Genomic DNA, 20773 nt, shown 5'->3' on the forward strand with positions numbered 1-20773 from the left:
TTGCAGGCGTCTTAACGCATGATGAAACCGCCATCCACTGAGATGGACTGACCGGTCACATAGCTGGAGGTGGAGTTGCTGAGCCACAGAACCGTATCGGCGATTTCCTCAGGCAACCCGTGACGGCCCATAGGCACTCTTTTCACCATCGAGTCCAAAGCCTCGCCCTGACCCGAAGCGACCATCTGGTCGACCATCAAGGTCCAGATCAGCCCTGGGCATACGGCATTGATGCGGATGTTGCGCGCGGCATATTCAAGCGCAGCGCTTTTGGTCAGACCGATAACCCCATGTTTTGCAGCGTGGTAGTTGGCCCGCTCGGCGCCTCCTACCAGCCCACCCAAGGAGGAGCAGTTGACGATGGTTCCGCTGCCCTGCCGGCGCATGTGCTGTAACTCGAACTTCATGCAGCTCCACACGCCACGAAGATTGACCGACATGACTTTGTCGTAATCGTCGACGGTAGCGTCAGCCGTTTCCGCTAGGAGATTTTGAATTCCTGCATTGTTGAAGGCGGCGTCCAGACGCCCGAAAGTGGCGACGGTTTCCTTGACCATGGCCTCGACCTGATTCACGTCGGCGACATCACAACGAATGCCAGTGGCCTTAAAACCTGCGCGAACCAATTCCTCGGCCGCAGCACGCACCGCCTCCCCATTGACGTCCGCCAAAGCTACCGATGCACCGGCCTGGGCACGCTGACACCTTCAAACGCCCGATTTATGCCGGTAACGCCATCGCGACCGTTCAGTCCGACGCGTCCGTGAAGGTTATCACCGTGCGTGCCACTGGTTTCGACCCCGTGGCGACTGAAGGTGGCTAGGCGATGATAGAAGCGCTCTACACCGTTTACGACGCGGGGAAATCCAGCTTTGTCAGTGAAGAACTGGCCAAGTCCGATCGTCCGGAACTCACCGCAGCCAAGATCGTCGTTTCCGGCGGCCGAGGCATGCAGAACGGTGACAACTTCAAACACCTGTACGCCCTGGCCGACAAGCTGGGTGCGGCGGTTGGCGCTTCCCGCGCTGCGGTTGACGCAGGTTTCGTACCCAACGACATGCAGGTCGGTCAGACCGGCAAGATCGTTGCTCCACAGCTGTACATCGCGGTCGGTATTTCCGGCGCGATCCAGCACTTGGCCGGCATGAAGGACTCCAAAGTGATCGTTGCGATCAACAAGGACGAAGAAGCTCCGATCTTCCAGGTGACCGATTACGGCCTGGTAGCGGACCTGTTCGAAGCCATCCCCGAAATGGCCGCCCTGGCCTGATCACCGACCGACAGGAGTGACGTACATGAACACTTTCGATTTTTCCGCCTGGATTGGCCGTCGTCAGGAAAGCCAAGACCGAATCAGTTTCAACCTGGTCAAACGAATCGCAGCAACATTGGGCGAAGTGGCGCCGCAGCCCGGCGAAGCACTTCCTCCCTTGTGGCACTGGGCGTTTTTTCAGGAGCCGGTTGCCGCCAGTGAACTGGGTCCGGACGGGCATCCGGCGCTCGGTGGCTTTTTACCGCCGGCGCACAATCGCAATCGCATGTGGGCGGGTAGCCGACTTGAGTTTCACCAGCCGTTATTGGTTGAGGCCGAGGTGATCTGTGTGTCGACGATCCTCAATGTCGAAGAAAAGCACGGACGCACCGGCTCTTTGTTGTTTGTCACGGTGCGCCACGAGTATTTCCAGGACGGCCAGCGCGTCTTGCAAGATGAGCAGGACATCGTTTACCGGGAAACGACGCCGCCCAAACTGAGCGGCAGCGATTCGGTCCCTGAAGGCCAATGGCGTGAGCCGGTCGAACCCTCCCCGGCCCTGCTGTTCCGCTACTCCGCAGTCACCTTCAATGGACATCGAATTCACTATGACTGGCCTTATGTCACTGAGACCGAAGGTTATCCGGGACTAGTGGTGCATGGTCCATTGATCGCCACCCTGAACTTGCGGGCGCTTACCAAAGCGCACCCGTGCGCGCGATTGAAGCGCTTTAGCTTTCGCGGGGTTCGACCGTTGATTTCGCCTCAACCCTTCGAGGTCGGCGGACGCTTGATCGACGGCGGCAAGGCACAGGTTTGGGCAGGCAATCAGGATGGCATCGCCCAGCTTGGAGAAATCGAGTTCAATCAGGAAGAAATCTTATGAGCACGCCGATTGTTCGTTCTGCGCTGTTTGTGCCGGCCACTCGTCCTGAGCGGATCGCAAAAGCCATTGCCACCGGCGCCGACCGGGTGATTGTCGATCTGGAAGATGCGGTGCAGGAAAACCTCAAAGAGCAGGCCAGGGATAACCTTGAGCGCTTTTTGAGTGAACCCCGGATGCGCAGATTCTGGTTCGCGTGAACGCCCCGGGCCACTGGGCGCACGGTGCGGATCTGGACCTTTGCCGACGCCATGCCGGCGTGATCGGCATTCTGCTGCCAAAAACTGAAAGCGCTGCGCACGTCATCAACGCAGGTAGCACTGGAAAACCGATCTGGCCGATTATCGAAAGTGCAAAGGGTTTGGCTGCGCTCGACTCGATTGCCAGCGCACGGGGCGTTGAGCGTTTGTCGTTCGGCAGCCTCGATCTGGGTCTGGACCTGAACTTGAGTACCGGCAGCCGGGCTGCCGAAGAGATTCTGAGTCACGCCCGCTATGCCGTGCTGCTCAGCACTCGGGTTGCCGGGCTGGCCCCGGCGCTGGACGGTGTCTTCCCGTCAATCGAGGACACTGAAGGACTGCGCAACACCGTTCAGTTCGCCCGCGACATGGGTTTTGGTGGCGCCTTGTGTATCCACCCAAGTCAGGTGGCGATCATCCACAAAGCCTTAAAGCCCTGCGCGCAAGTGCTGGACTGGGCACAGCGCATTGTCGAAGCCGCCAGCTCCGGTGAAGGCGTCTTCGTGCTGGATGGGCAAATGGTCGATGCCCCAGTCATTGGTCGTGCACAAGCCATTCTCGCGCGCGCGAACTAGTCCGACAACAGCCATTTTTATTCTCCCACCCTGCAGGATGGTGTCATGACCCATTATTGCCAGTCTTGCCCATGCTATTTCGATCAACCTCACTACCGCCATGGTCACGTCGAAGTTGAAAGACTGCTTCTTAGGTGTTTTCCGTGGTCAGGCGCCCAGCATTACGCTCCAGCTGCTGATGGACACGCGGATCGATGCCGCTAGCGACCAGCACCCTGGCAATGTCTCGTATGGATTGAAGAGCCTGGTACGGTTTCGAGGCTGGCACCACGAAAAAATCGATCTGCCAAACACCAGATTGATGTACTGGAAAATGTGCCCATTGGGGCTGGATCTGAGTGTTTTCAGGGGCGGCGCGGCAAAAGCCAAAGAATGACTTTTCTTTGGACGAAAAAAATGGACCTCTTTTAAGAGATCCATTTTCTAATGCTTGGAGCGGGAAACGAGACTCGAACTCGCGACCCCGACCTTGGCAAGGTCGTGCTCTACCAACTGAGCTATTCCCGCGTCTTGGTGAGGCGCATTCTATAGAATCCAGATGCCCCGTCAACCCCTTGATTCAAAAAAGTTTATTTCTTTTCCACGTCGGTCTTCAGATGCGGCCAGGCAGCCCGCAAATACTGGACCATGGACCACAACGTCAGGCCCGCGGATATCAGCAGCAAGGCGTAACCCAGCAGCACCCAGAACGTGAAATCCGACGGATTGGCCAGCAGGATCACCAGCGCCAGCATTTGCGCGGCGGTTTTCCATTTGCCCAGGTTCGACACGGCGACATGAGCGCGGGCGCCGAGTTCGGCCATCCATTCGCGAAGTGCCGAGACGACAATCTCGCGACCGATGATCACGGCGGCCGGCAGTGTGAGCCACAGGTTGCCATGTTCTTGCACCAGCAATACCAGCGCAACAGCGACCATCAGCTTGTCAGCCACGGGATCGAGAAAAGCCCCGAACGGTGTGCTTTGTTCCAGTCGGCGGGCCAGATACCCATCCAGCCAGTCTGTGGCGGCGGCAAATGCGAACACCGAGGCGGACGCCAGGTAGCTCCATTGATACGGCAGGTAGAACAGTAAAATGAAGATCGGAATGAGCAGGACGCGTAGTACGGTAATCAGATTAGGGATATTCATCGGCACAACTGGCTACGAGGTGAGGGGGCATTCTACTCGCTGTGCAGATTGGCATAAATCAACTCTGCGAGCTTTTTACTGATCCCGGGTGCTTTGGCGATCTCTTCGATGCTGGCACGAGACAGCTCCTGCAATCCACCAAAATGTTTCAACAAATCGCGGCGACGGGTCGGTCCGACACCGGCGACGCCCTCCAGTGTAGACGTGCGGCGGGTTTTCCCACGACGGGCGCGGTGCCCGGTAATCGCGAAACGGTGAGCTTCGTCGCGTATCTGCTGGATCAAATGCAGCGCGGGGGAATCACCGCGCAAGGTGAATTCGTGGGCAGCATCATTCAGGTACAGGGTTTCGAAACCAGCCTTGCGCGTGGCGCCCTTGGCTACGCCCAGCAGAATCAGATCAGGCACGGCCAATTCATTGAGCACGTCGCGGGCCATGGACAGCTGCCCCTTGCCACCGTCCACCAGCAAAATGTCCGGTAGCTTGCCCTCCCCGTCCTTCAGTTTGCTGAATCGTCGGGTCAGGGCCTGATGCATCGCGGCGTAGTCATCGCCCGGGGTGACGCCTTCAATGTTGTAGCGACGGTAGTCGGACTTGATCGGACCTTCGGGACCGAACACCACGCAGGATGCCACGGTTGCTTCACCACTGGAGTGACTGATGTCGTAACACTCCAGGCGTTGCGGTGGCTCATCCAGGTTCAACACTTCCGCCAGGGCATCGAAGCGTGCAGCAACGTGTTGACGGTTGGCCAGTCGCGCTCCCAGGGCCTGCTCGGCATTGGTGACCGCCAATTGTTGCCAGCGTGCTCGCGTACCACGAACCCTATGACTGATGGTCAATTCGCGACCGCGCAGCTCATCGATGGCCGCGATCAGGATCGGGAAGTCTTCGTGAACCACGTTGACGATCAGTTCGCTCGGCAAGTCGCGTTCGGGACTGCTGATGAAGTACTGGCCGAGAAACGCCGCCATGACTTCAGAAACGTCCTCCTCAATACCCACCTGCGGAAAGAAGTTCTTGCTCCCCAGCACCCGCCCGCCGCGCACACTGATCAAATGAACGCAGGCACCACCCGGATTGACAAACGCTGCGATCACGTCGATATCGCCTGTCCCGCCCTCCATGCTTTGCTGGTCCTGGACCCGACGCAGTAATGAGATCTGATCCCGCAACTCGGCCGCACGTTCGAACTCGAGGTTGATCGCCGCCTCTTCCATTCCTGCGGACAACTCATCCGTCAGCGCATTGCTGCGCCCCTCGAGGAACATCACCGAGTGTCGTACGTCTTCGGCATACACCTCAGGCTCCACCAGCCCGACACAGGGCGCCTTGCAGCGTTTGATCTGGTATTGCAGGCAAGGGCGCGTGCGGTTCTTGTAATAGCTGTCTTCGCACTGACGAACGAAAAACGTCTTTTGCAGCAGGCTCAGGCTTTCACGAATCGCACCGGCGCTGGGATAAGGGCCGAAATATTTGCCCTTGGCCTTTTTTGCACCGCGATGGATGCTCAAGCGAGGGAACTGGCCATCCGAGAGAAAGACGTAGGGGTAGGATTTATCGTCGCGCAGCAGAATGTTGTAGGGCGGACGCCACTCCTTGATCAGCGTCTGCTCAAGCAACAAGGCTTCGGTTTCATTGGCCGTAATCGTCGTTTCGACCTGAGCGATACGCGCGACCAGCGCCGCGGTCTTGGGCGCAAGACCGGATTTGCGGAAGTAACTCGACAGGCGATTCTTGAGGTTCTTGGCCTTGCCGACATAGAGCAGGCGTGCCTCGCTGTCGAACATGCGATACACACCGGGACGCCCACTGACCGTCGACAGAAAGGCGCTTGGATCGAAGACTTCAGTCATTTTCAGAGGCTGGCATCGACCATGCCATGACGAACCGCCAACAGCGTCAACTCGACATCGCTGCTGATCGAAAGCTTTTCGAAAATGCGGTAACGGTAAGTGTTCACGGTTTTTGGCGACAGGCACAGTTTGTCGGAAATGATCTGGACCTTCTGACAGCCGACAATCATCAGCGCGATCTGGATTTCCCGCTCCGACAAGGTGTCGAAAGGCGAATCATTGGTCGGCTGGAAGGATTTGATCGCCAGTTGCTGTGCGATTTGCGGGCTGATATAGCGCTGCCCGGCAAACACCAGGCGGATAGCCTGGACCATTTCCGGGAGCCCGGCACCCTTGGTCAGATAACCCGCGGCACCGGCCTGCAACAACCTCGTCGGAAACGGATCTTCTTCGCACACGGTGACCGCGACGACTTTGATATCCGGATGACTGCGCAATAATTTGCGCGTGGCTTCAAGACCGCCGATACCGGGCATCTTGACGTCCATCAGTACCACATCGGGTTTCAACTCACGCGCCTTGAGCAGGGATTCTTCCCCGGACTCAGCCTGGCCGACTACTTGCAGGCCATCGATGTCAGCCAGCATTCGTGTAATGCCTGTACGAACGAGATCATGGTCATCGACTACTAGCACCCTAATCAAGCAGACACCTCGCGATATGGTCTTATTGGGTTGCCGACACCTTAGCAAAAAGCAACTGGCAGACCTAGCGGCAAGCGTCATATAAAAAGTTTCAATACATCTTGAAAGGCTTGTCGCATGCGTGTTTCAGCCAGGCGAGGCATCGATATCGCGCTGCATTCTCAGGAAACACGCGTCTGTGCCGACCACCTTCAGGCCCTTTCGCTCATACAACGCTTGCGCGGGATTATTTTCAAAAACCGTCAAACGCAATGCCGGACGCCGTTCCTTGCACGCCATGGCGAATACCTGATCAATCGCCCAGGAACCGGCGCCCTGCCCTCGAAACGCTTCGAGGACGTGCAATTCGCGGATGTACAGGGCTTTGGCGTCACGACTCAGACTGAAAAAGCCCAGCACCGTACTGCCACTCACAATCAACCAGTTCTCGCGCCCGGCCCAGCCTATATCGAAGCCTTCGTCCTGCCACAGCAGATCGTGCTGAATGTAATAGCGCAGCATGTTGTTGCGGGTCAGTTCACGAGCGAAGTCGAGGTCCCGGAGCGTCGCCGGGCGTAATTCAAATGCCATCAAGCCTCCGCGACAGCCACTATTTGCCCGTTCCAGCCTTCAGCATCGCGGCGAGCCACGACCATCAGGTTGCCTGTACCCGGTGCGGCCGCAATCAGCGAACCGTCCGACGCCCAGATCGCGCTGCGTCCTGCCGATTCCCAGCCACCCGTTGCACCTCCATGGTTGGCCATCAGGACCGTCATCGAATGAGCGCTGGCGTAGCCTTGCAACAACGCGGTATCCGGGGCGTAGCCGTTTTCCGTGATCAGCACACCCGCCGCATAGAGATCGGCGCCTTGCTGCGCCGCCGCGGCGGCATGACTGGCGTGAGAGAAATCCGCGCACACCGCCAACGCGACCGTATCGACACCAATGTTCAGGGTCGAACCGCCGGTTCCCGGTGCAAATGCAACCTCCTCGCCTGGATGCAGATGTTGCTTGCTGTAGATCCCGAGCGATCCATCAGCGCCCAACACCAGCGCCCCAATCAATACGGGCGAATCCTCCGACAGGCGAATCGGCATCCCGACGACAGTCGTTACACCAACTTCCTGCGCGAAATCCCGTAGCGGTTGCAGAACCTCGGCGTCTGGCGCAATGGCCAATTCCGCCGCAAGTCCACGTTCGTACCCGGTCAGCGATAACTCCGGGAACACCAGCAATTGCACGCCCTGCTCCGCGGCAAGTTGCATGAAGCGCTGATGCCACACCATGTTTGCGGCAAGGTCGCCGGCGATGGAGATCGATTGAGCAGCGGCGATGATCAGGGGCGTCATGGTTCGTCCTTGTGACGTTGCACGTAAGCGGAGCACAAAGTGTGTCATAACCGGCGACGCACTCAAGCGATAGAAAATGCCTCCGGTGATCGATAGCATTTTCTGATTGAATCCACGTACCGGCCTCGAGTAAGCTCGGCGCACTCATCGGAGAAAGACCATGTCCAGCCCCCTCTCACAGCTTCGTACCGTCAGCGCCCTGCGCTCGGTGGCGGCTGCCCGGGTGAATGACGTTTGTGCTCCGGTCAGCTTTTATTTTGGGTATTGGTTTAGCCACTGGCGCGCCTGATACCCACACGGCGCCCACTTTAAACGGGTCGCCACCAGAGAATTCTCAACCCCCGGTCGGCTTCCCGACCGGGGGTTTTGTTTTTTCAGCCCCGCACATTTTTAGCGACACACCAGACAACCAGAGGATTCAAAAAATGAACTACGCCACTTATTACCGTTACGACAGTTTTACCGCCTGGCGATTTAGCAGCCTCCGCTCGGGACAGCCTGCCGCCTCCGATCGGTCACCCACAGGTGGCAAGCACACACACGCAGCCAATCCGGCTAATTGTCGAACACCCCAGTAGGGCCGAGCGCGCGGGAACGAACCCGCCGCCAGCCCAGGAAGCCCGAATATGAACTCGTCCGTCTCTGCTCTGCCGCTGTCCACCTTGAGCCCTGCTAATGAAGCGCTGACTCTGCGTCTGCCCAGCTCATTGCAACTCAAACAGCAACTGCCACTCAGCAACGCCCTGAGTCAGCAAGTCGCCGCCCACCGCCAGGCGGTTCGCGCGATCCTTAACGGTGAAGACTCCCGTCTGCTGGTCATTGTTGGCCCCTGCTCGATTCACGATCCTCAGTCCGCCCTCGAATACGCCGGCAACCTCGCCCGCCTCGCCGCCGAGGTCAGTGATGAAATGCTGCTGGTGATGCGCGCCTACGTCGAAAAACCCCGCACCACGGTCGGCTGGAAAGGCCTGGCCTACGATCCTCACCTCGACGGCAGCGACGACATGGCCGCCGGCTTGACCCTGTCCCGCGAGTTGATGCGAGAAATGCTCCACCTGGGACTGCCGATTGCCACCGAACTGCTGCAACCAATGGCTGCCGGCTACTTCGACGATCTGTTGAGCTGGGTCGCTATTGGCGCTCGCACCACCGAATCGCAGATCCATCGGGAAATGGCCAGCGGCCTGAGCATGCCGGTCGGCTTCAAGAACGGCACCGATGGTGGTGTCGGTGTGGCCAGCGACGCCATGCGCTCTGCCGCCCATCCGCATCGCCATTTCGGTGTCGATAGCCAGGGTCATCCGGCAATCATTCAGACGCCGGGCAACCCCGACACCCACCTGGTGCTGCGTGGCGGACACCGCGGGCCGAACTACGACCGCGACAGCATCGCCCGGGTGAACAGCGATTTGACCAAACTGAAGATCCCGGCCCGGATCATGGTCGACTGCAGCCATGCCAACAGCGGCAAAGACCCGTTGCGTCAGCCAGCGGTGTTTAACGACGTGCTTGAACAGCGCCTGCAAGGTGATCGATCACTGATCGGCATGATGATCGAGAGTCATCTGTTCGAAGGCTGCCAACCGCTGGGCCCGTCAATGCGTTACGGCGTGTCCGTCACGGACGGTTGCCTCGGCTGGAGCGGCACGGAATTGTTGTTGCGCCAGGCAGCCGATCGGCTCAGAGGGCAGCGCAGGGATCAACAATCGGCGTGAGGCAACCCATCTTCCAGTCCTCCCATCGAGGACTGGACGTCGGAATCGAGACACTATCAACAGGCAAAGGATGTTCCCGAAGTAGGCCATCGCAGGAAAACGCTCTGTTACAGATAAAAAGATGTCCAAATATTCCGCACAAGACCTCATGTACTTTCGAACTTTCGTACATTTTCTATTCCGTTTTCATCAGGTTACAGCGGCTTTTTCATACAACGCCGAGCTGCTGGTGTGCTTTAGAGTGAGCCCATCAACACACCTCTGAACCACTGCGAAAAAGGAAAGAACATGCTACGGAATGCAACTACTCAGTATCCGATCCTGTTGGTCCACGGGCTCTTCGGCTTCGATCGCATCGGCAAAATCGAACTCTTTCATGACGTCAAGCAGGCCCTCAGGAGTGCAGGTGCAAGAGTGTTTATCCCGCACCTGTCGGCTACCCATAGCAATGAAGTCCGCGGCGACCAACTTCTGGCGCAGATCGAACGGGTACTGGAAGGAACCGGTGCCAACAAAGTCAACCTGATCGGCCACAGCCAAGGCGCACTCGCCGCACGTTACGCAGCAGCAATAGCGCCGCAAGTAATCGCTTCGGTGACGTCCGTCAGCGGACCGAATCACGGCTCGGAACTGGCCGACTTCTTGCGCAAGGCGCTCACGCCAGGGCGCCTGCCGGAACACGTCGCCTCGACAGTTGCAACGTTGTTTGCAGACTTTCTATCGTTACTCAGCGGCCACCGTCACCTGCCGCAGAACGCCATCGCCGCTCTGAATGCCCTGACCACCGAAGGTGTAGGCGCGTTTAACGACAAGTACCCCCAGGGGTTGCCGAAAACTTGGGGTGGCAAGGTTCGCGAACTGGTTAACGGCGTACGTTATTACTCCTGGAGCGGCACCCTGCAGGGCGACATCCTCGACAAAGGGCTTGATGCTCTGAGTCCGCTGCACGGGTTCCTCCGTGCCTTTTCCCACTACTTCACCACCGAACCCGAGCAGAACGATGGCCTGGTTGGCCGCTACAGCTCCCATTTGGGCAAAGTCATTCGGTCCGACTACCCGCTGGACCATCTGGACAGCCTCAGCCAGACCGCCGGTCCGCTGCGCAAGGGCATCGACCCGATTGCCCTTTATGTGCAGCATGCGGAGCGCCTGAGAAATGCCGGCCCATAAAGGAATGCCCGCGATCTGTGCGGACGGGAGGGAACTTTGAGAAGAAATAGACCACTGAATCCGGTAGGCTCCGCACTTTACTGAACATTGAAAGGAGTATTTCACCATGGCTAAAGCCACTGCCCGTCACATCCTCGTTGCCAGCGAAGCCAAGTGCAACGAATTGAAAGCCCAAATCGAAGGCGGCGCTGATTTCGCCGAAGTCGCCAAAGCCAACTCCACTTGCCCGTCCAGCCGCCAGGGCGGTGATCTGGGTTCGTTCGGTCCAGGCCAGATGGTCAAGGAATTCGACGCCGTGGTCTTCAGCGCACCGATCAACGTGGTGCAAGGCCCGGTCAAGACCCAGTTTGGTTACCACCTGCTGGAAGTGACCAGCCGTCAGGACTGATCAACCCTTGAGTTTTTTGCACAACGGCCCACCTTTTGGTGGGCCGTTGTGTTTGGGATACGTGATACGGGTGGCGAGGGACGCGCCGCTAGCGTACAAATTGCGGATATTGACCACCCGGCTCTAAGGCTGACAATGCGACTGGCGTTCCCTACTTTATTGTTCACTGCCGTGGCTCTGTTGTTGAGCGTCACCGGTGTGACTGCAGCACCGCAACATGCGTTGACCGTGTACGGTGAACCGGCGAAGTATCCTGCCGGCTTTAGTCATTTTGCCTACACAAACCCGCAAGCCCCCAAGGGTGGCACGATGCGCCGCTCGGCCGTCGAAATCGGTCATTTCGATCATATGTTGCCCTACATCGATAAAGGCATTGGCGTCACACAGATCGACGGCCTGCTTTACTCGCCCCTCGCCCAGCGTTCGCTGGACGAGCCTTACACCGTGTACGGCCTGGTGGCGCAGCAGATGGAGCGCTCGGACGACGGTTTGTTCCTGCGCTTCTACCTGAACCCCAAGGCCCGTTTCGCGGACGGCAAACCGATCACGGCCGAAGACGTGCGCTACACCTTCGACCTGTTGATGACCCAGGGTAGCCTGCGTTATCGCACCCAATTTGCCGACGTCAAAGGCGTCGAAGTGGAATCACCTCTGACAGTTCGATTCGACTTGAAAAGCAATGAGAACCGTACCCTGCCCCTCGATATCGCGACCCTGCCAGTGTTTCCCGAGCATTGGTGGAAGACTCGCGACTTCGCCAATGGCGGCGGTTACGAGCCACCTTTGGGCAGCGGCCCCTACCGAGTGAGCAAGGTCGACTCCGGTCGCAGCATCACCTTCGAGCGCAATGCCGATTGGTGGGGCAAGGATTTACCGGTCAGCCGCGGCCTCTACAACTTCGATCATTTCAGCATCGAGTACTTCGGCGATACCGACGTCGCCCGCCAGGTTCTGCGCGGCGGTGCCTACGACTACAACCGCGAATTTTCCGCCACCGGTTACTCCATCGGCTACGACGGCCCGGCCCTGAGTGACGGGCGCCTGCAAAAGGCACACTTGGCAACGCAAGCTCCCCAAACGGCTCAGGGCTTTGTGTTCAACCTGCAAAACCCTCTGTTCCAGGACCGTCGAGTGCGTCAGGCGCTGGCCATGCTCTGGGATTTCGAGTGGAGCAACCGGCAGATGATGCGCGACCTGTACATCCGCCAGCAGAGTTTTTTTTCCAACACCGACCTCGCCGCCCGAAAGCTGCCGGACGCCGGCGAGCTGGCGATTCTCGAACCACTGCGCGGGCAGATCCCCGACGAGGTGTTCACCCAGGTTTTCGAATCACCGAAAACCGATGGCAGCGGCGTGATTCGCGACAAACAGTTGCAGGCACTCAATCTGCTCGAACAGGCCGGCTGGAAACCCGATGGCGATCAACTGGTCAACGCCGATGGCACGCCGCTGAGTTTCACTTTCCTGGTCAGCCAGAACGGCATGGACCGATTGCTGCTGCCTTATAAGCGCACCCTGAAACAGATCGGCATCGACCTGAACATCCGCCGCATCGACTCGTCCCAATACGTGAATCGCCTGATGAGCCGCGACTACGACATGATCGTCACCGGCTACCCGGTCACGACCTCGCCAGGGGGCGAACTGATCAATTACTTCGGCTCGGTCTCGGCCAACGACCCTGGCGCCAATAACTACATGGTGTTGAAAAATCCGGCGGTCGACACACTGATCACCGGACTGGTTCGCGCCACCACCCAACCCGAAATGCTGCACTATGCCCACGCGCTGGACCGGGTGCTGCAATGGAACTACTACTGGATTCCCAACTATTACCCGCCGGGCAGCTCCACCGTGTGGTGGAATCGTTTCGGCAGGCCCAACGAGCAAGCGAGCAATGACGAAGCCATCGAGAGCTGGTGGGAAATCAGCACCACGCCGCTGACCAACCAACAGATGACCGCTGAGAAAATCCGCCGTGGCAAACCCGGAGGGCCGCACTGATGTGGGCTTACATACTGCGGCGCCTGCTGCTGATCATTCCGACGCTGGTGATCATTCTTCTGGTCAACTTCATCATCGTCCAGGCCGCGCCGGGCGGCCCGGTGGAACAGGCCATCGCGCATTTGCAAGGCCTCGGCGGCGCGAGTGTCGGCGGCGGTTCCGGCGAACGCATGTCCGGCACCTCCCGATCCAGTCGCGGCCTCGACCCGCAACTGATCAAGGACATCGAAAAGCAATACGGCTTCGATAAGCCGGCGCACGAACGTCTGTGGCTGATGCTCACCAGTTACGCGCGCCTGGACTTCGGCAAGAGCTTTTTCCGCGGAGCGACCGTCACCGACCTGATCCTGGAAAAAATGCCGGTGACCATTTCCCTTGGGCTCTGGGCGACGCTGATCACCTACCTGGTGTCGATTCCCTTGGGCATCCGCAAGGCTGTGAACCACGGCAGCCACTTCGATATCTGGAGCAGCACTGCGATCGTCATCGGCTACGCCATGCCGGCGTTCCTGTTCGCGATGTTCCTGATCGTGGTCTTCGCCGGCGGTACCTCGCTGAACTGGTTCCCGGTGCGGGGGCTGGTCTCGGACAACTTCGACTCGCTGTCGACAGTGGGCAAAATCGCCGATTACTTCTGGCACCTGGTATTGCCGGTGACAGCGCTGGTGATCGGCGGGTTCGCCACGCTGACCATTCTGACCAAGAATTCCTTCCTCAATGAAATCACGCGCCAGTACGTGGTCACCGCCCGCGCCAAGGGTCTGAGCGAACGCCGAGTGCTTTACGGTCACGTGTTTCGCAACGCCATGTTGCTGGTGGTATCGGGGATCCCGCAGGCGTTCATCAGCGTATTTTTCGCCGGTTCCCTGCTGATCGAAGTGATTTTCTCTCTCGACGGCCTGGGTCGCATGAGTTACGAAGCCGCGGTTTCCCGGGACTATCCGGTGGTATTCGGTTCGCTGTTCATCTTCACGCTGTTCGGTCTCTTGATAAAACTGGTCGGCGACCTCTGCTACACCCTCGTGGACCCGCGTATCGACTTCGCTGCGAGGAACGCCTGATGTTCAAGCTCTCGCCGTTAGGTCGTCGTCGTTTCGAGCGCTTCAAGAAAAACCGTCGCGGCTGGTGGTCGCTGTGGCTGTTTGTCGGCCTGTTCCTCTTGACCCTCGGTGGCGAGCTGATCGCCAACGACAAACCGCTGATCGTCAGCTATCAGGGATCCCTCTACTTCCCGGCCCTGAAACGTCATACCGAGCAGGAATTTGGCGGGCAGCTGCCGTTCCAGGCGGACTACCGCAGCGACTATGTGCAGAAGCTGATTCACCAGGACGGTGGCTGGATGCTGTTCCCGCCAATCCCCTTCAGCGACGACACGCCGAACTATGACCTCAACCAACCGGCGCCCAGTCCTCCGACGAAGGTCAACTGGCTGGGTACCGACGATCAGGCGCGGGACGTGTTGGCCCGAGTGATTTTCGGTGCGCGGGTGTCGATCCTGTTTGCCTTGATGCTGACGTTTGTCAGCGCATTGATCGGCATCGCGGCCGGCGCCCTGCAAGGCTATTACGGCGGCTGGGTCGACCTGATCGGTCAACGGTTGCTGGAGGTGTGGTCGGGGCTGCCGGTGCTGTACCTGCTGATCATCCTGTCGGGTTTCGTCGAGCCTAATTTCTGGTGGCTGCTGGGGATCATGGCGCTGTTTTCCTGGCTGGCCCTGGTGGACGTGGTGCGCGCCGAGTTTCTGCGCGGACGCAACCTGGAATACGTCAAAGCCGCCCGGGCGTTGGGCCTGACCGACCGCAAGGTTATCGTCCGGCACATCCTGCCCAACGCAATGAACGCGACCCTGAGTTATCTGCCGTTCATTCTGACCGGGGCGATCTCGACTCTCACGGCGCTGGACTTCCTCGGCTTCGGCATGCCCGCCGGCAGTGCATCGCTGGGCGAGTTGATCGGTCAGGGCAAGCAGAACCTGCAAGCGCCGTGGCTGGGGCTGACGGCGTTTTTCACCCTGGCATTGATTCTTTCTTTACTGGTGTTTATCGGGGAGGCATTGCGAGATGCGTTTGACCCTAGATCTTGATCACGATCATGAAGCGGACGGCTGATATGAGTAACAACCTGATCGAAATCCGTGACCTCCGCGTGGCCTTCAGCGGCCAGACCGTGGTGCGCAATCTGTGCCTGGACATCCGCCCCGGCGAATGCCTGGCGCTGGTGGGCGAGTCGGGTTGCGGCAAGTCGGTGACCGCTCACTCGATCCTGCAACTGCTGCCCGAGACCGGCACCGAAACCACGGGCAGTATTCGCTACCGTGGCCAGGAGCTGGTCGGCGCTCCGGCCAAGGTGTTGCGAGAACTGCGGGGTAACCGCATCGCGATGATCTTCCAGGAGCCGATGACCTCGCTCAACCCGCTGCACAGCATTGAAAAACAGATCGGCGAAACCCTGCTGCTGCACAAGGGCCTGGCCGGTAAAGCGGCGCAAACGCGGATACTCGAGTTGCTGCATCTGGTGGGCATTCAGAAACCCAAAGAGCGGCTCAAGGCCTATCCCCATCAATTGTCCGGCGGCCAACGGCAACGGGTGATGATCGCCATGGCCCTGGCCTGCGAACCGGAGCTGCTGATCGCCGACGAACCGACCACAGCACTGGATGTGACGGTGCAGCGCAAGATCCTGCTGCTACTCAAATCCCTGCAACAGCGTCTTGGCATGTCGCTGCTGCTGATCAGCCACGACCTCAATCTGGTGCGCAGCATTGCCCAACGAGTCTGCGTGATGAAGGCCGGCGAGATCGTCGAGCAGGCCCCTTGCGAAACATTGTTTACCGAACCGAAACATCCTTACAGCTGCGTGCTGCTCAATGCCGAACCGGAAGGTGAAGCCCTGCCCCGGGACGAGCGCGAGAACGTGCTTGAGGTAGATGACTTGCGGGTGCAGTTCGCCCTCAGCGGCGGGCTGTTTCAGCGCAAGACTTACCTGAAGGCCGTGGACGGCATCAGCCTGAATATTCAGCGCGGCAAGACGCTGGGTATTGTGGGCGAATCCGGCTCCGGCAAATCGACGCTGGGTCAGGCGATCCTGCGTTTGCTCGATTCCGAAGGCAGCATTCGCTTTCAAGGTGAAGCGCTGGACGGCCTGACGCAAAAACAGCTGCGGCCGTGGCGCAAGAAAATGCAGGTGGTGTTCCAGGACCCGTTCGGCAGCCTCAGCCCGCGAATGTCCGTGGCGCAGATCATCAGTGAAGGCCTTGAGGTGCATAGCCAATTGACGGCTGACGAATGCAAAGCCGAAGTGATTCGGGCATTGGTGGAAGTCGGACTTGATCCGCAAAGCCGTCATCGCTACCCGCACGAGTTTTCCGGCGGCCAACGCCAACGCATCGCCATCGCCCGGGCGCTGGTGCTGAAGCCGGCGCTGATCCTGCTGGACGAACCGACCTCGGCACTGGATCGCACAGTGCAAAAACAAGTGGTCGCCCTGCTCCGCCAACTTCAGGAAAAACATGGCCTGACCTACCTGTTCATCAGCCACGACCTGGCAGTGGTGCGCGCACTGGCTCACGACATGATCGTGATCAAGGACGGCAAAGTGGTGGAAAGCGGTGCCAGCCACGACGTGTTCGATTCGCCGCAGCATCCGTATACCAAAGAGCTGTTGGCGGCGGCGCATCCTGGGGCCATCCGATGAACACCACCGAAAGCCTCAAGGACTACCAGCGCGTTCGTTTGCTGGCGATCCGTTCGTTGTTCGAGATCATCGAGCAGTCCAGCGAAGGCACGGTGATTGTCGACCGCGATGCGAACATCGTCTGGATGAACGAGCGCTATGCCCGACGCTTCGGCCTGGAATCGGCGGAAGTGGCGATCGGCAAGGCCTGCGAAAGTGTGATCCCCGGCAGTCTGTTGCGCGAGGTGGTGCGCACCGGTCGGCCGATCCTGCTCGACATGCAGGACACCCCCAAAGAACCACTGGTGGTGATGCGCCTGCCGATTCATGACGACGCCGGCGTGGTGATCGGCGCCATCGGGTTTGCGCTGTTCGACGAATTGCGCAGCCTCTCGCCGATGCTCAAGCGCTACATGAGCATGCAGGAAGAACTGGCGTCCACCCGCTCGCTGCTGCGAGCGCGGCAAACCAAGTACAACTTCGCGCACTTTATCGGCACCAGCGCCGCCAGCCTCGAAGTCAAACGCCGCGCCCGACGCAGTGCCAGCGCCGAGTCCCCGGTGTTGCTGCTCGGTGAAACCGGCACCGGCAAAGAACTGCTGGCCCAAGCGATTCACGGCGCTTCACCGCGCGCGCACAAAGCCTTTGTCAGCATCAACAGCGCGGCGATTCCCGAATCGTTGCTGGAAGCGGAATTCTTCGGCACCGCGCCCGGCGCATTTACCGGTGCTGATCGCAAGGGCCGTGCCGGCAAGTTGCAGATCGCCCAGGGCGGCACCCTGTTTCTCGATGAAATCGGTGATATGCCGTTGCCACTGCAAAGCAAACTGCTGCGGGTACTGCAGGAGAAAGAATTTGAGCCGGTGGGTTCCAACGAAGTGATCCAGAGCGATGTGCGGGTAATTGCCGCGACCTCCACGGATCTGGAAGCCGCGATCAAACGCGGCGAGTTTCGCGCCGACCTGTATTACCGCCTCAACGTGCTGCCGATCCAGGTCCCGCCGCTGCGTGATCGACTCGATGACCTGCCCGCCCTCAGTGAAGCGATTCTGGAGGAGTTGCGCAGTCAACACGAATTGAACCGCGAAGCCCTGGAACTGCTGGGTCAACATGCCTGGCCGGGGAATATTCGTGAACTGCGCAATGTGCTGGAGCGGGCGGCATTGCTCAGTGATGACCTGATGCTGAATGCCGCTGATATCCGCGCGGCGATTGGGACATTCACGCCGGTAGAGCGCGTGGCGCCTGTAACGATTGAGCCGGTTGCGCATGAAACGTTTGGTGCCGCTCGGGAGCGGTTTGATCGACAGTTGATTGAAGCTGCCCTCGCGCAATGTGGCGGGAAGGTTGTTGAAGCGGCGGCGCGGTTGGGGCTGGGGCGGTCAACGCTGTACAAGAAAATGGTGGCGTTGGGGATTGCAGAGTCTCTGTAACGAGACACAAATCTCCACCTATAGACAGACCTTCGCGAGCAGGCTCGCTCCCACACTTGATCGCATTTCTACAGGCTGGACACTCAACCTGTGGGAGCGAGCCTGCTCGCGAAGAGGCCTTCAAAATCGACACACGTCTCCGAAGAGAGACGAAAACCTCAAGTGCGTCATGAAAACTGAAAAAAATCTATATATTTCAATGCCTTAACCTTCTGGCACGAAACTCGCTAAAGCCCTCTCCCACCAAGATCCACCCTAAAAAAATAACAATCCAGGAGACACACCATGAGTGTGATCATTGCCTTGGCAGCTCTCACGCTGCTAATGCTCGCGGCCTACCGTGGCTACAGCGTTATCCTCTTTGCCCCGATTGCCGCCCTCGGCGCCGTTCTGCTCACCGACCCTTCCGCCGTCGCCCCCGCCTTCACCGGGGTGTTCATGGAGAAAATGGTCGGCTTCATCAAACTGTATTTCCCGGTGTTCCTGCTCGGTGCGGTGTTCGGCAAGCTGATTGAGCTGTCGGGGTTCTCGCGCTCTATCGTCGCCGCGGCGATTCGCCTGCTCGGCACCCGTCAGGCGATGCTGGTGATCGTGCTGGTCTGCGCCCTGCTGACTTACGGCGGCGTGTCGCTGTTCGTGGTGGTGTTCGCGGTTTACCCGTTTGCTGCTGAAATGTTCCGCCAGAGCAATATTCCCAAGCGTCTCATCCCGGCGACCATCGCCCTCGGTGCCTTTTCGTTCACCATGGACGCTTTGCCCGGCACCCCGCAGATCCAGAACATCATTCCCAGCACCTTCTTCAACACCACCGCCTGGGCCGCGCCCTGGCTGGGCTTGATCGGCGCGATCTTCGTGGTCTGCACCGGCATGCTGTTTCTGCAGCGCCAGCGCAACAAGGCTCAGCGCGCCGGTGAGGGTTATGGCACCGAACTGCGCAACGAGCCGGAAACCGCGGCCGACATCAAACTGCCAAATCCGTGGATCGCTGTGTCGCCTCTGCTGGCTGTCGGCATCATGAACCTGCTGTTTACCCAGTGGATTCCACAGTGGTACGGCAAGACCCACAGCCTCGCGCTGCCGGGCATGGCCGCGCCGGTGACCACCGACATCGCCAAACTCACGGCAATCTGGGCCGTTCAAGCTGCGTTGCTGGTCGGCATCATCATGGTGCTGGTGTTCGGCTTCCAGGCGATTCGCGGCAAGTTGGCCGAAGGCAGCAGAAGCGCGGTCAGCGGTTCGTTGCTGGCGGCGATGAACACCGCGTCGGAGTACGGCTTTGGTGCGGTGATCGCCTCCTTGCCGGGCTTCCTGGTGCTGGCCGACTGGCTCAAAAGCATTCCCAATCCGCTGGTCAACGAAGCGATTACCGTAACCCTGCTGGCCGGCATCACCGGTTCTGCGTCGGGCGGTATGAGCATTGCGCTGGCGGCCATGGCCAATGACTTCATCGCAGCGGCCCACGCCGCCAACATCCCGCTGGAAGTGCTGCACCGGGTGGCCGCGATGGCCAGTGGTGGCATGGACACCCTGCCGCACAACGGCGCGGTGATTACCTTGCTGGCGGTGACCGGCCTGACCCACCGCGAAGCCTACAAAGACATTTTCTGTATTACGCTGATCAAGACCCTGGCGGTTTTTGTGGTGATCGGTACTTTCTACGCCACTGGCATTGTGTGAGGTATTCATGACGACTCTTTCGGGCAAGACTGCACTGGTCACCGGTTCCACCAGCGGCATCGGCCTGGGCATTGCCCTCAGCCTGGCCAAGGCTGGCGCCAATCTGATCCTCAACGGTTTCGGTGATGCGTCCAAGGTGATTGCCGAGGTTGAGCTGCTCAATAACAAAAGCGGTGGCAAGGTTGGCCATCACCCGGCCGACGTCAGCGACCCGGCACAGATCGCCGACATGATCGCCTACGCCGAGCGTGAGTTCGGCGGCGTGGACATCCTGGTCAACAACGCCGGTATCCAGCATGTGGCGCCGGTGGAAGAGTTCCCGGTAGAGCGCTGGGATTCGATCATTGCGATCAACCTGTCGTCGGTGTTCCACAGCACCCGTTTGAGCCTGCCGGGCATGCGCGCCAAGGGTTGGGGACGGATCATCAACATCGCTTCGGTGCATGGCCAGGTCGGGTCGGTGGGCAAGGCGGCTTACGTTGCGGCCAAGCATGGCGTCATCGGCTTGACCAAGGTGGTGGGCCTGGAAACGGCGACCACCAACGTCACCTGCAACGCCATCTGCCCGGGCTGGGTGCTGACGCCATTGGTGCAAAAGCAGATTGATGATCGCATCGCCAAAGGGATCGACCCGCAACAGGCGCAACATGATTTGCTGGCCGAGAAGCAGCCTTCCCTGGAGTTTGTGACGCCGCCACAATTGGGCGAACTGGTGCTGTTTTTGTGCAGTGAAGCCGGTAGCCAAGTGCGTGGCGCGGCGTGGAATATCGATGGTGGGTGGTTGGCGCAGTAACCCACCGGACCGCG

16 protein-coding genes, 1 tRNA gene and 3 pseudogenes are annotated in these 20773 nt (G+C 59.2%); 13 read left to right on the forward strand and 7 right to left on the reverse strand.

Translation table 11 applies throughout. The annotated features are described in order from the left end of the window. Window positions 1-11 precede the first annotated feature (11 nt). A pseudogene (locus tag JFU47_RS05490) lies at window positions 12-683 on the reverse strand (SDR family NAD(P)-dependent oxidoreductase); the annotation flags it as partial. Between the two features lie 17 nt (window positions 684-700). Here JFU47_RS05490 and JFU47_RS05495 point away from each other — a divergent pair. From JFU47_RS05495 to JFU47_RS05505, 3 genes and pseudogenes are all read left to right on the forward strand, one after another. Beyond that, window positions 701-1270, forward strand: a pseudogene (locus JFU47_RS05495) (electron transfer flavoprotein subunit alpha/FixB family protein); the annotation flags it as partial. Between the two features lie 25 nt (window positions 1271-1295). Beyond that, window positions 1296-2138, forward strand: coding sequence for an FAS1-like dehydratase domain-containing protein (locus JFU47_RS05500; RefSeq protein ID WP_201181690.1), 843 nt, complete (start codon window positions 1296-1298; stop codon window positions 2136-2138). Next, window positions 2135-2949: pseudogene (locus tag JFU47_RS05505) on the forward strand (HpcH/HpaI aldolase/citrate lyase family protein). The gene JFU47_RS05500 and the pseudogene JFU47_RS05505 overlap by 4 nt, the downstream one beginning before the upstream one ends. A 431-nt stretch (window positions 2950-3380) precedes the next feature. On the opposite strand, the gene JFU47_RS05510 reads toward JFU47_RS05505, so the two are convergent. From JFU47_RS05510 to JFU47_RS05535, 6 genes are all read right to left on the reverse strand, one after another. Continuing rightward, window positions 3381-3456, reverse strand: a tRNA-Gly gene (locus tag JFU47_RS05510). Between the two features lie 62 nt (window positions 3457-3518). Next, entirely contained in the window at window positions 3519-4079 is a 561-nt protein-coding gene (gene pgsA / locus JFU47_RS05515) for a CDP-diacylglycerol--glycerol-3-phosphate 3-phosphatidyltransferase (protein WP_008150904.1), read from the reverse strand. Window positions 4080-4111: 32 nt separating this feature from the next. After that, the gene (uvrC, locus tag JFU47_RS05520; protein WP_201181699.1) at window positions 4112-5935 is read right to left on the reverse strand and encodes an excinuclease ABC subunit UvrC; all 1824 of its coding nucleotides are present in this window, start codon (window positions 5933-5935) and stop codon (window positions 4112-4114) included. A gap of 2 nt (window positions 5936-5937) precedes the next feature. Further along, the gene (gene gacA, locus JFU47_RS05525; RefSeq protein ID WP_123368181.1) at window positions 5938-6579 is read right to left on the reverse strand and encodes a response regulator transcription factor GacA; all 642 of its coding nucleotides are present in this window, start codon (window positions 6577-6579) and stop codon (window positions 5938-5940) included. 126 nt (window positions 6580-6705) lie between these two features. Continuing rightward, window positions 6706-7149, reverse strand: a complete 444-nt coding sequence (locus tag JFU47_RS05530; RefSeq protein WP_140682567.1) for a GNAT family N-acetyltransferase — start codon at window positions 7147-7149, stop codon at window positions 6706-6708. Further along, window positions 7149-7907 carry a carbon-nitrogen hydrolase family protein gene (locus JFU47_RS05535; RefSeq protein WP_201181701.1) on the reverse strand — a complete coding sequence of 253 codons (759 nt, stop codon included), beginning with the start codon at window positions 7905-7907 and terminating at the stop codon, window positions 7149-7151. The genes JFU47_RS05530 and JFU47_RS05535 overlap by 1 nt, the downstream gene beginning before the upstream one ends. Window positions 7908-8533: 626 nt before the next feature. On the opposite strand from JFU47_RS05535, the gene JFU47_RS05540 reads away from it, so the two are divergent. The 10 genes from JFU47_RS05540 (at window position 8534) to JFU47_RS05585 (ending at window position 20759) form a co-directional block, all read left to right on the forward strand. Next, a complete protein-coding gene (locus JFU47_RS05540; RefSeq protein WP_140894770.1) occupies window positions 8534-9622 on the forward strand; it encodes a 3-deoxy-7-phosphoheptulonate synthase in 1089 nt (362 codons plus the stop codon). A 288-nt stretch (window positions 9623-9910) separates the two neighbouring features. Then, complete coding sequence (locus tag JFU47_RS05545; protein WP_201181703.1) at window positions 9911-10792, forward strand: esterase/lipase family protein; 882 nt, start codon at window positions 9911-9913, stop codon at window positions 10790-10792. A gap of 106 nt (window positions 10793-10898) precedes the next feature. Further along, window positions 10899-11180 carry a peptidylprolyl isomerase gene (locus tag JFU47_RS05550; RefSeq protein ID WP_046048458.1) on the forward strand — a complete coding sequence of 94 codons (282 nt, stop codon included), beginning with the start codon at window positions 10899-10901 and terminating at the stop codon, window positions 11178-11180. 135 nt (window positions 11181-11315) lie between these two features. Beyond that, on the forward strand, window positions 11316-13184 hold the full coding sequence (locus tag JFU47_RS05555) for an extracellular solute-binding protein (protein ID WP_140682579.1): 1869 nt from the start codon (window positions 11316-11318) through the stop codon (window positions 13182-13184). Beyond that, complete coding sequence (locus tag JFU47_RS05560; RefSeq protein WP_201181705.1) at window positions 13184-14245, forward strand: microcin C ABC transporter permease YejB; 1062 nt, start codon at window positions 13184-13186, stop codon at window positions 14243-14245. The genes JFU47_RS05555 and JFU47_RS05560 overlap by 1 nt, the downstream gene beginning before the upstream one ends. After that, complete coding sequence (locus JFU47_RS05565) at window positions 14245-15267, forward strand: ABC transporter permease (RefSeq protein ID WP_046048461.1); 1023 nt, start codon at window positions 14245-14247, stop codon at window positions 15265-15267. Before JFU47_RS05560 ends, JFU47_RS05565 begins: the two co-directional genes overlap by 1 nt. Before the next feature lie 26 nt (window positions 15268-15293). Further along, window positions 15294-16877, forward strand: coding sequence for an ABC transporter ATP-binding protein (locus tag JFU47_RS05570; RefSeq protein WP_201181707.1), 1584 nt, complete (start codon window positions 15294-15296; stop codon window positions 16875-16877). Next, window positions 16874-18289, forward strand: a complete 1416-nt coding sequence (locus JFU47_RS05575; RefSeq protein ID WP_201181708.1) for a sigma-54 interaction domain-containing protein — start codon at window positions 16874-16876, stop codon at window positions 18287-18289. The genes JFU47_RS05570 and JFU47_RS05575 overlap by 4 nt, the downstream gene beginning before the upstream one ends. 285 nt (window positions 18290-18574) lie before the next feature. Beyond that, window positions 18575-19966, forward strand: a complete 1392-nt coding sequence (locus tag JFU47_RS05580; RefSeq protein ID WP_201181710.1) for a GntP family permease — start codon at window positions 18575-18577, stop codon at window positions 19964-19966. Between the two features lie 7 nt (window positions 19967-19973). Then, window positions 19974-20759 (forward strand): 3-hydroxybutyrate dehydrogenase, encoded by a 786-nt coding sequence (locus JFU47_RS05585; RefSeq protein WP_201181712.1) that lies wholly within the window; start codon window positions 19974-19976, stop codon window positions 20757-20759. Window positions 20760-20773: the final 14 nt, after the last annotated feature.

The organism is Pseudomonas sp. TH39(2020) (assembly GCF_016650715.1).
Lineage (GTDB): Bacteria > Pseudomonadota > Gammaproteobacteria > Pseudomonadales > Pseudomonadaceae > Aquipseudomonas > Aquipseudomonas mandelii_C.

Coding starts and splice junctions, on each gene's coding strand:
- JFU47_RS05500 (WP_201181690.1), top strand. CDS start 1,296: ATGAACACTTTCGATTTTTCCGCCTGGATTGGCCGTCGTCAGGAAAGC.
- pgsA (WP_008150904.1), bottom strand. CDS start 4,079: ATGAATATCCCTAATCTGATTACCGTACTACGCGTCCTGCTCATTCCG.
- uvrC (WP_201181699.1), bottom strand. CDS start 5,935: ATGACTGAAGTCTTCGATCCAAGCGCCTTTCTGTCGACGGTCAGTGGG.
- JFU47_RS05530 (WP_140682567.1), bottom strand. CDS start 7,149: ATGGCATTTGAATTACGCCCGGCGACGCTCCGGGACCTCGACTTCGCT.
- JFU47_RS05535 (WP_201181701.1), bottom strand. CDS start 7,907: ATGACGCCCCTGATCATCGCCGCTGCTCAATCGATCTCCATCGCCGGC.
- JFU47_RS05540 (WP_140894770.1), top strand. CDS start 8,534: ATGAACTCGTCCGTCTCTGCTCTGCCGCTGTCCACCTTGAGCCCTGCT.
- JFU47_RS05545 (WP_201181703.1), top strand. CDS start 9,911: ATGCTACGGAATGCAACTACTCAGTATCCGATCCTGTTGGTCCACGGG.
- JFU47_RS05550 (WP_046048458.1), top strand. CDS start 10,899: ATGGCTAAAGCCACTGCCCGTCACATCCTCGTTGCCAGCGAAGCCAAG.
- JFU47_RS05555 (WP_140682579.1), top strand. CDS start 11,316: ATGCGACTGGCGTTCCCTACTTTATTGTTCACTGCCGTGGCTCTGTTG.
- JFU47_RS05560 (WP_201181705.1), top strand. CDS start 13,184: ATGTGGGCTTACATACTGCGGCGCCTGCTGCTGATCATTCCGACGCTG.
- JFU47_RS05565 (WP_046048461.1), top strand. CDS start 14,245: ATGTTCAAGCTCTCGCCGTTAGGTCGTCGTCGTTTCGAGCGCTTCAAG.
- JFU47_RS05570 (WP_201181707.1), top strand. CDS start 15,294: ATGAGTAACAACCTGATCGAAATCCGTGACCTCCGCGTGGCCTTCAGC.
- JFU47_RS05575 (WP_201181708.1), top strand. CDS start 16,874: ATGAACACCACCGAAAGCCTCAAGGACTACCAGCGCGTTCGTTTGCTG.
- JFU47_RS05580 (WP_201181710.1), top strand. CDS start 18,575: ATGAGTGTGATCATTGCCTTGGCAGCTCTCACGCTGCTAATGCTCGCG.
- JFU47_RS05585 (WP_201181712.1), top strand. CDS start 19,974: ATGACGACTCTTTCGGGCAAGACTGCACTGGTCACCGGTTCCACCAGC.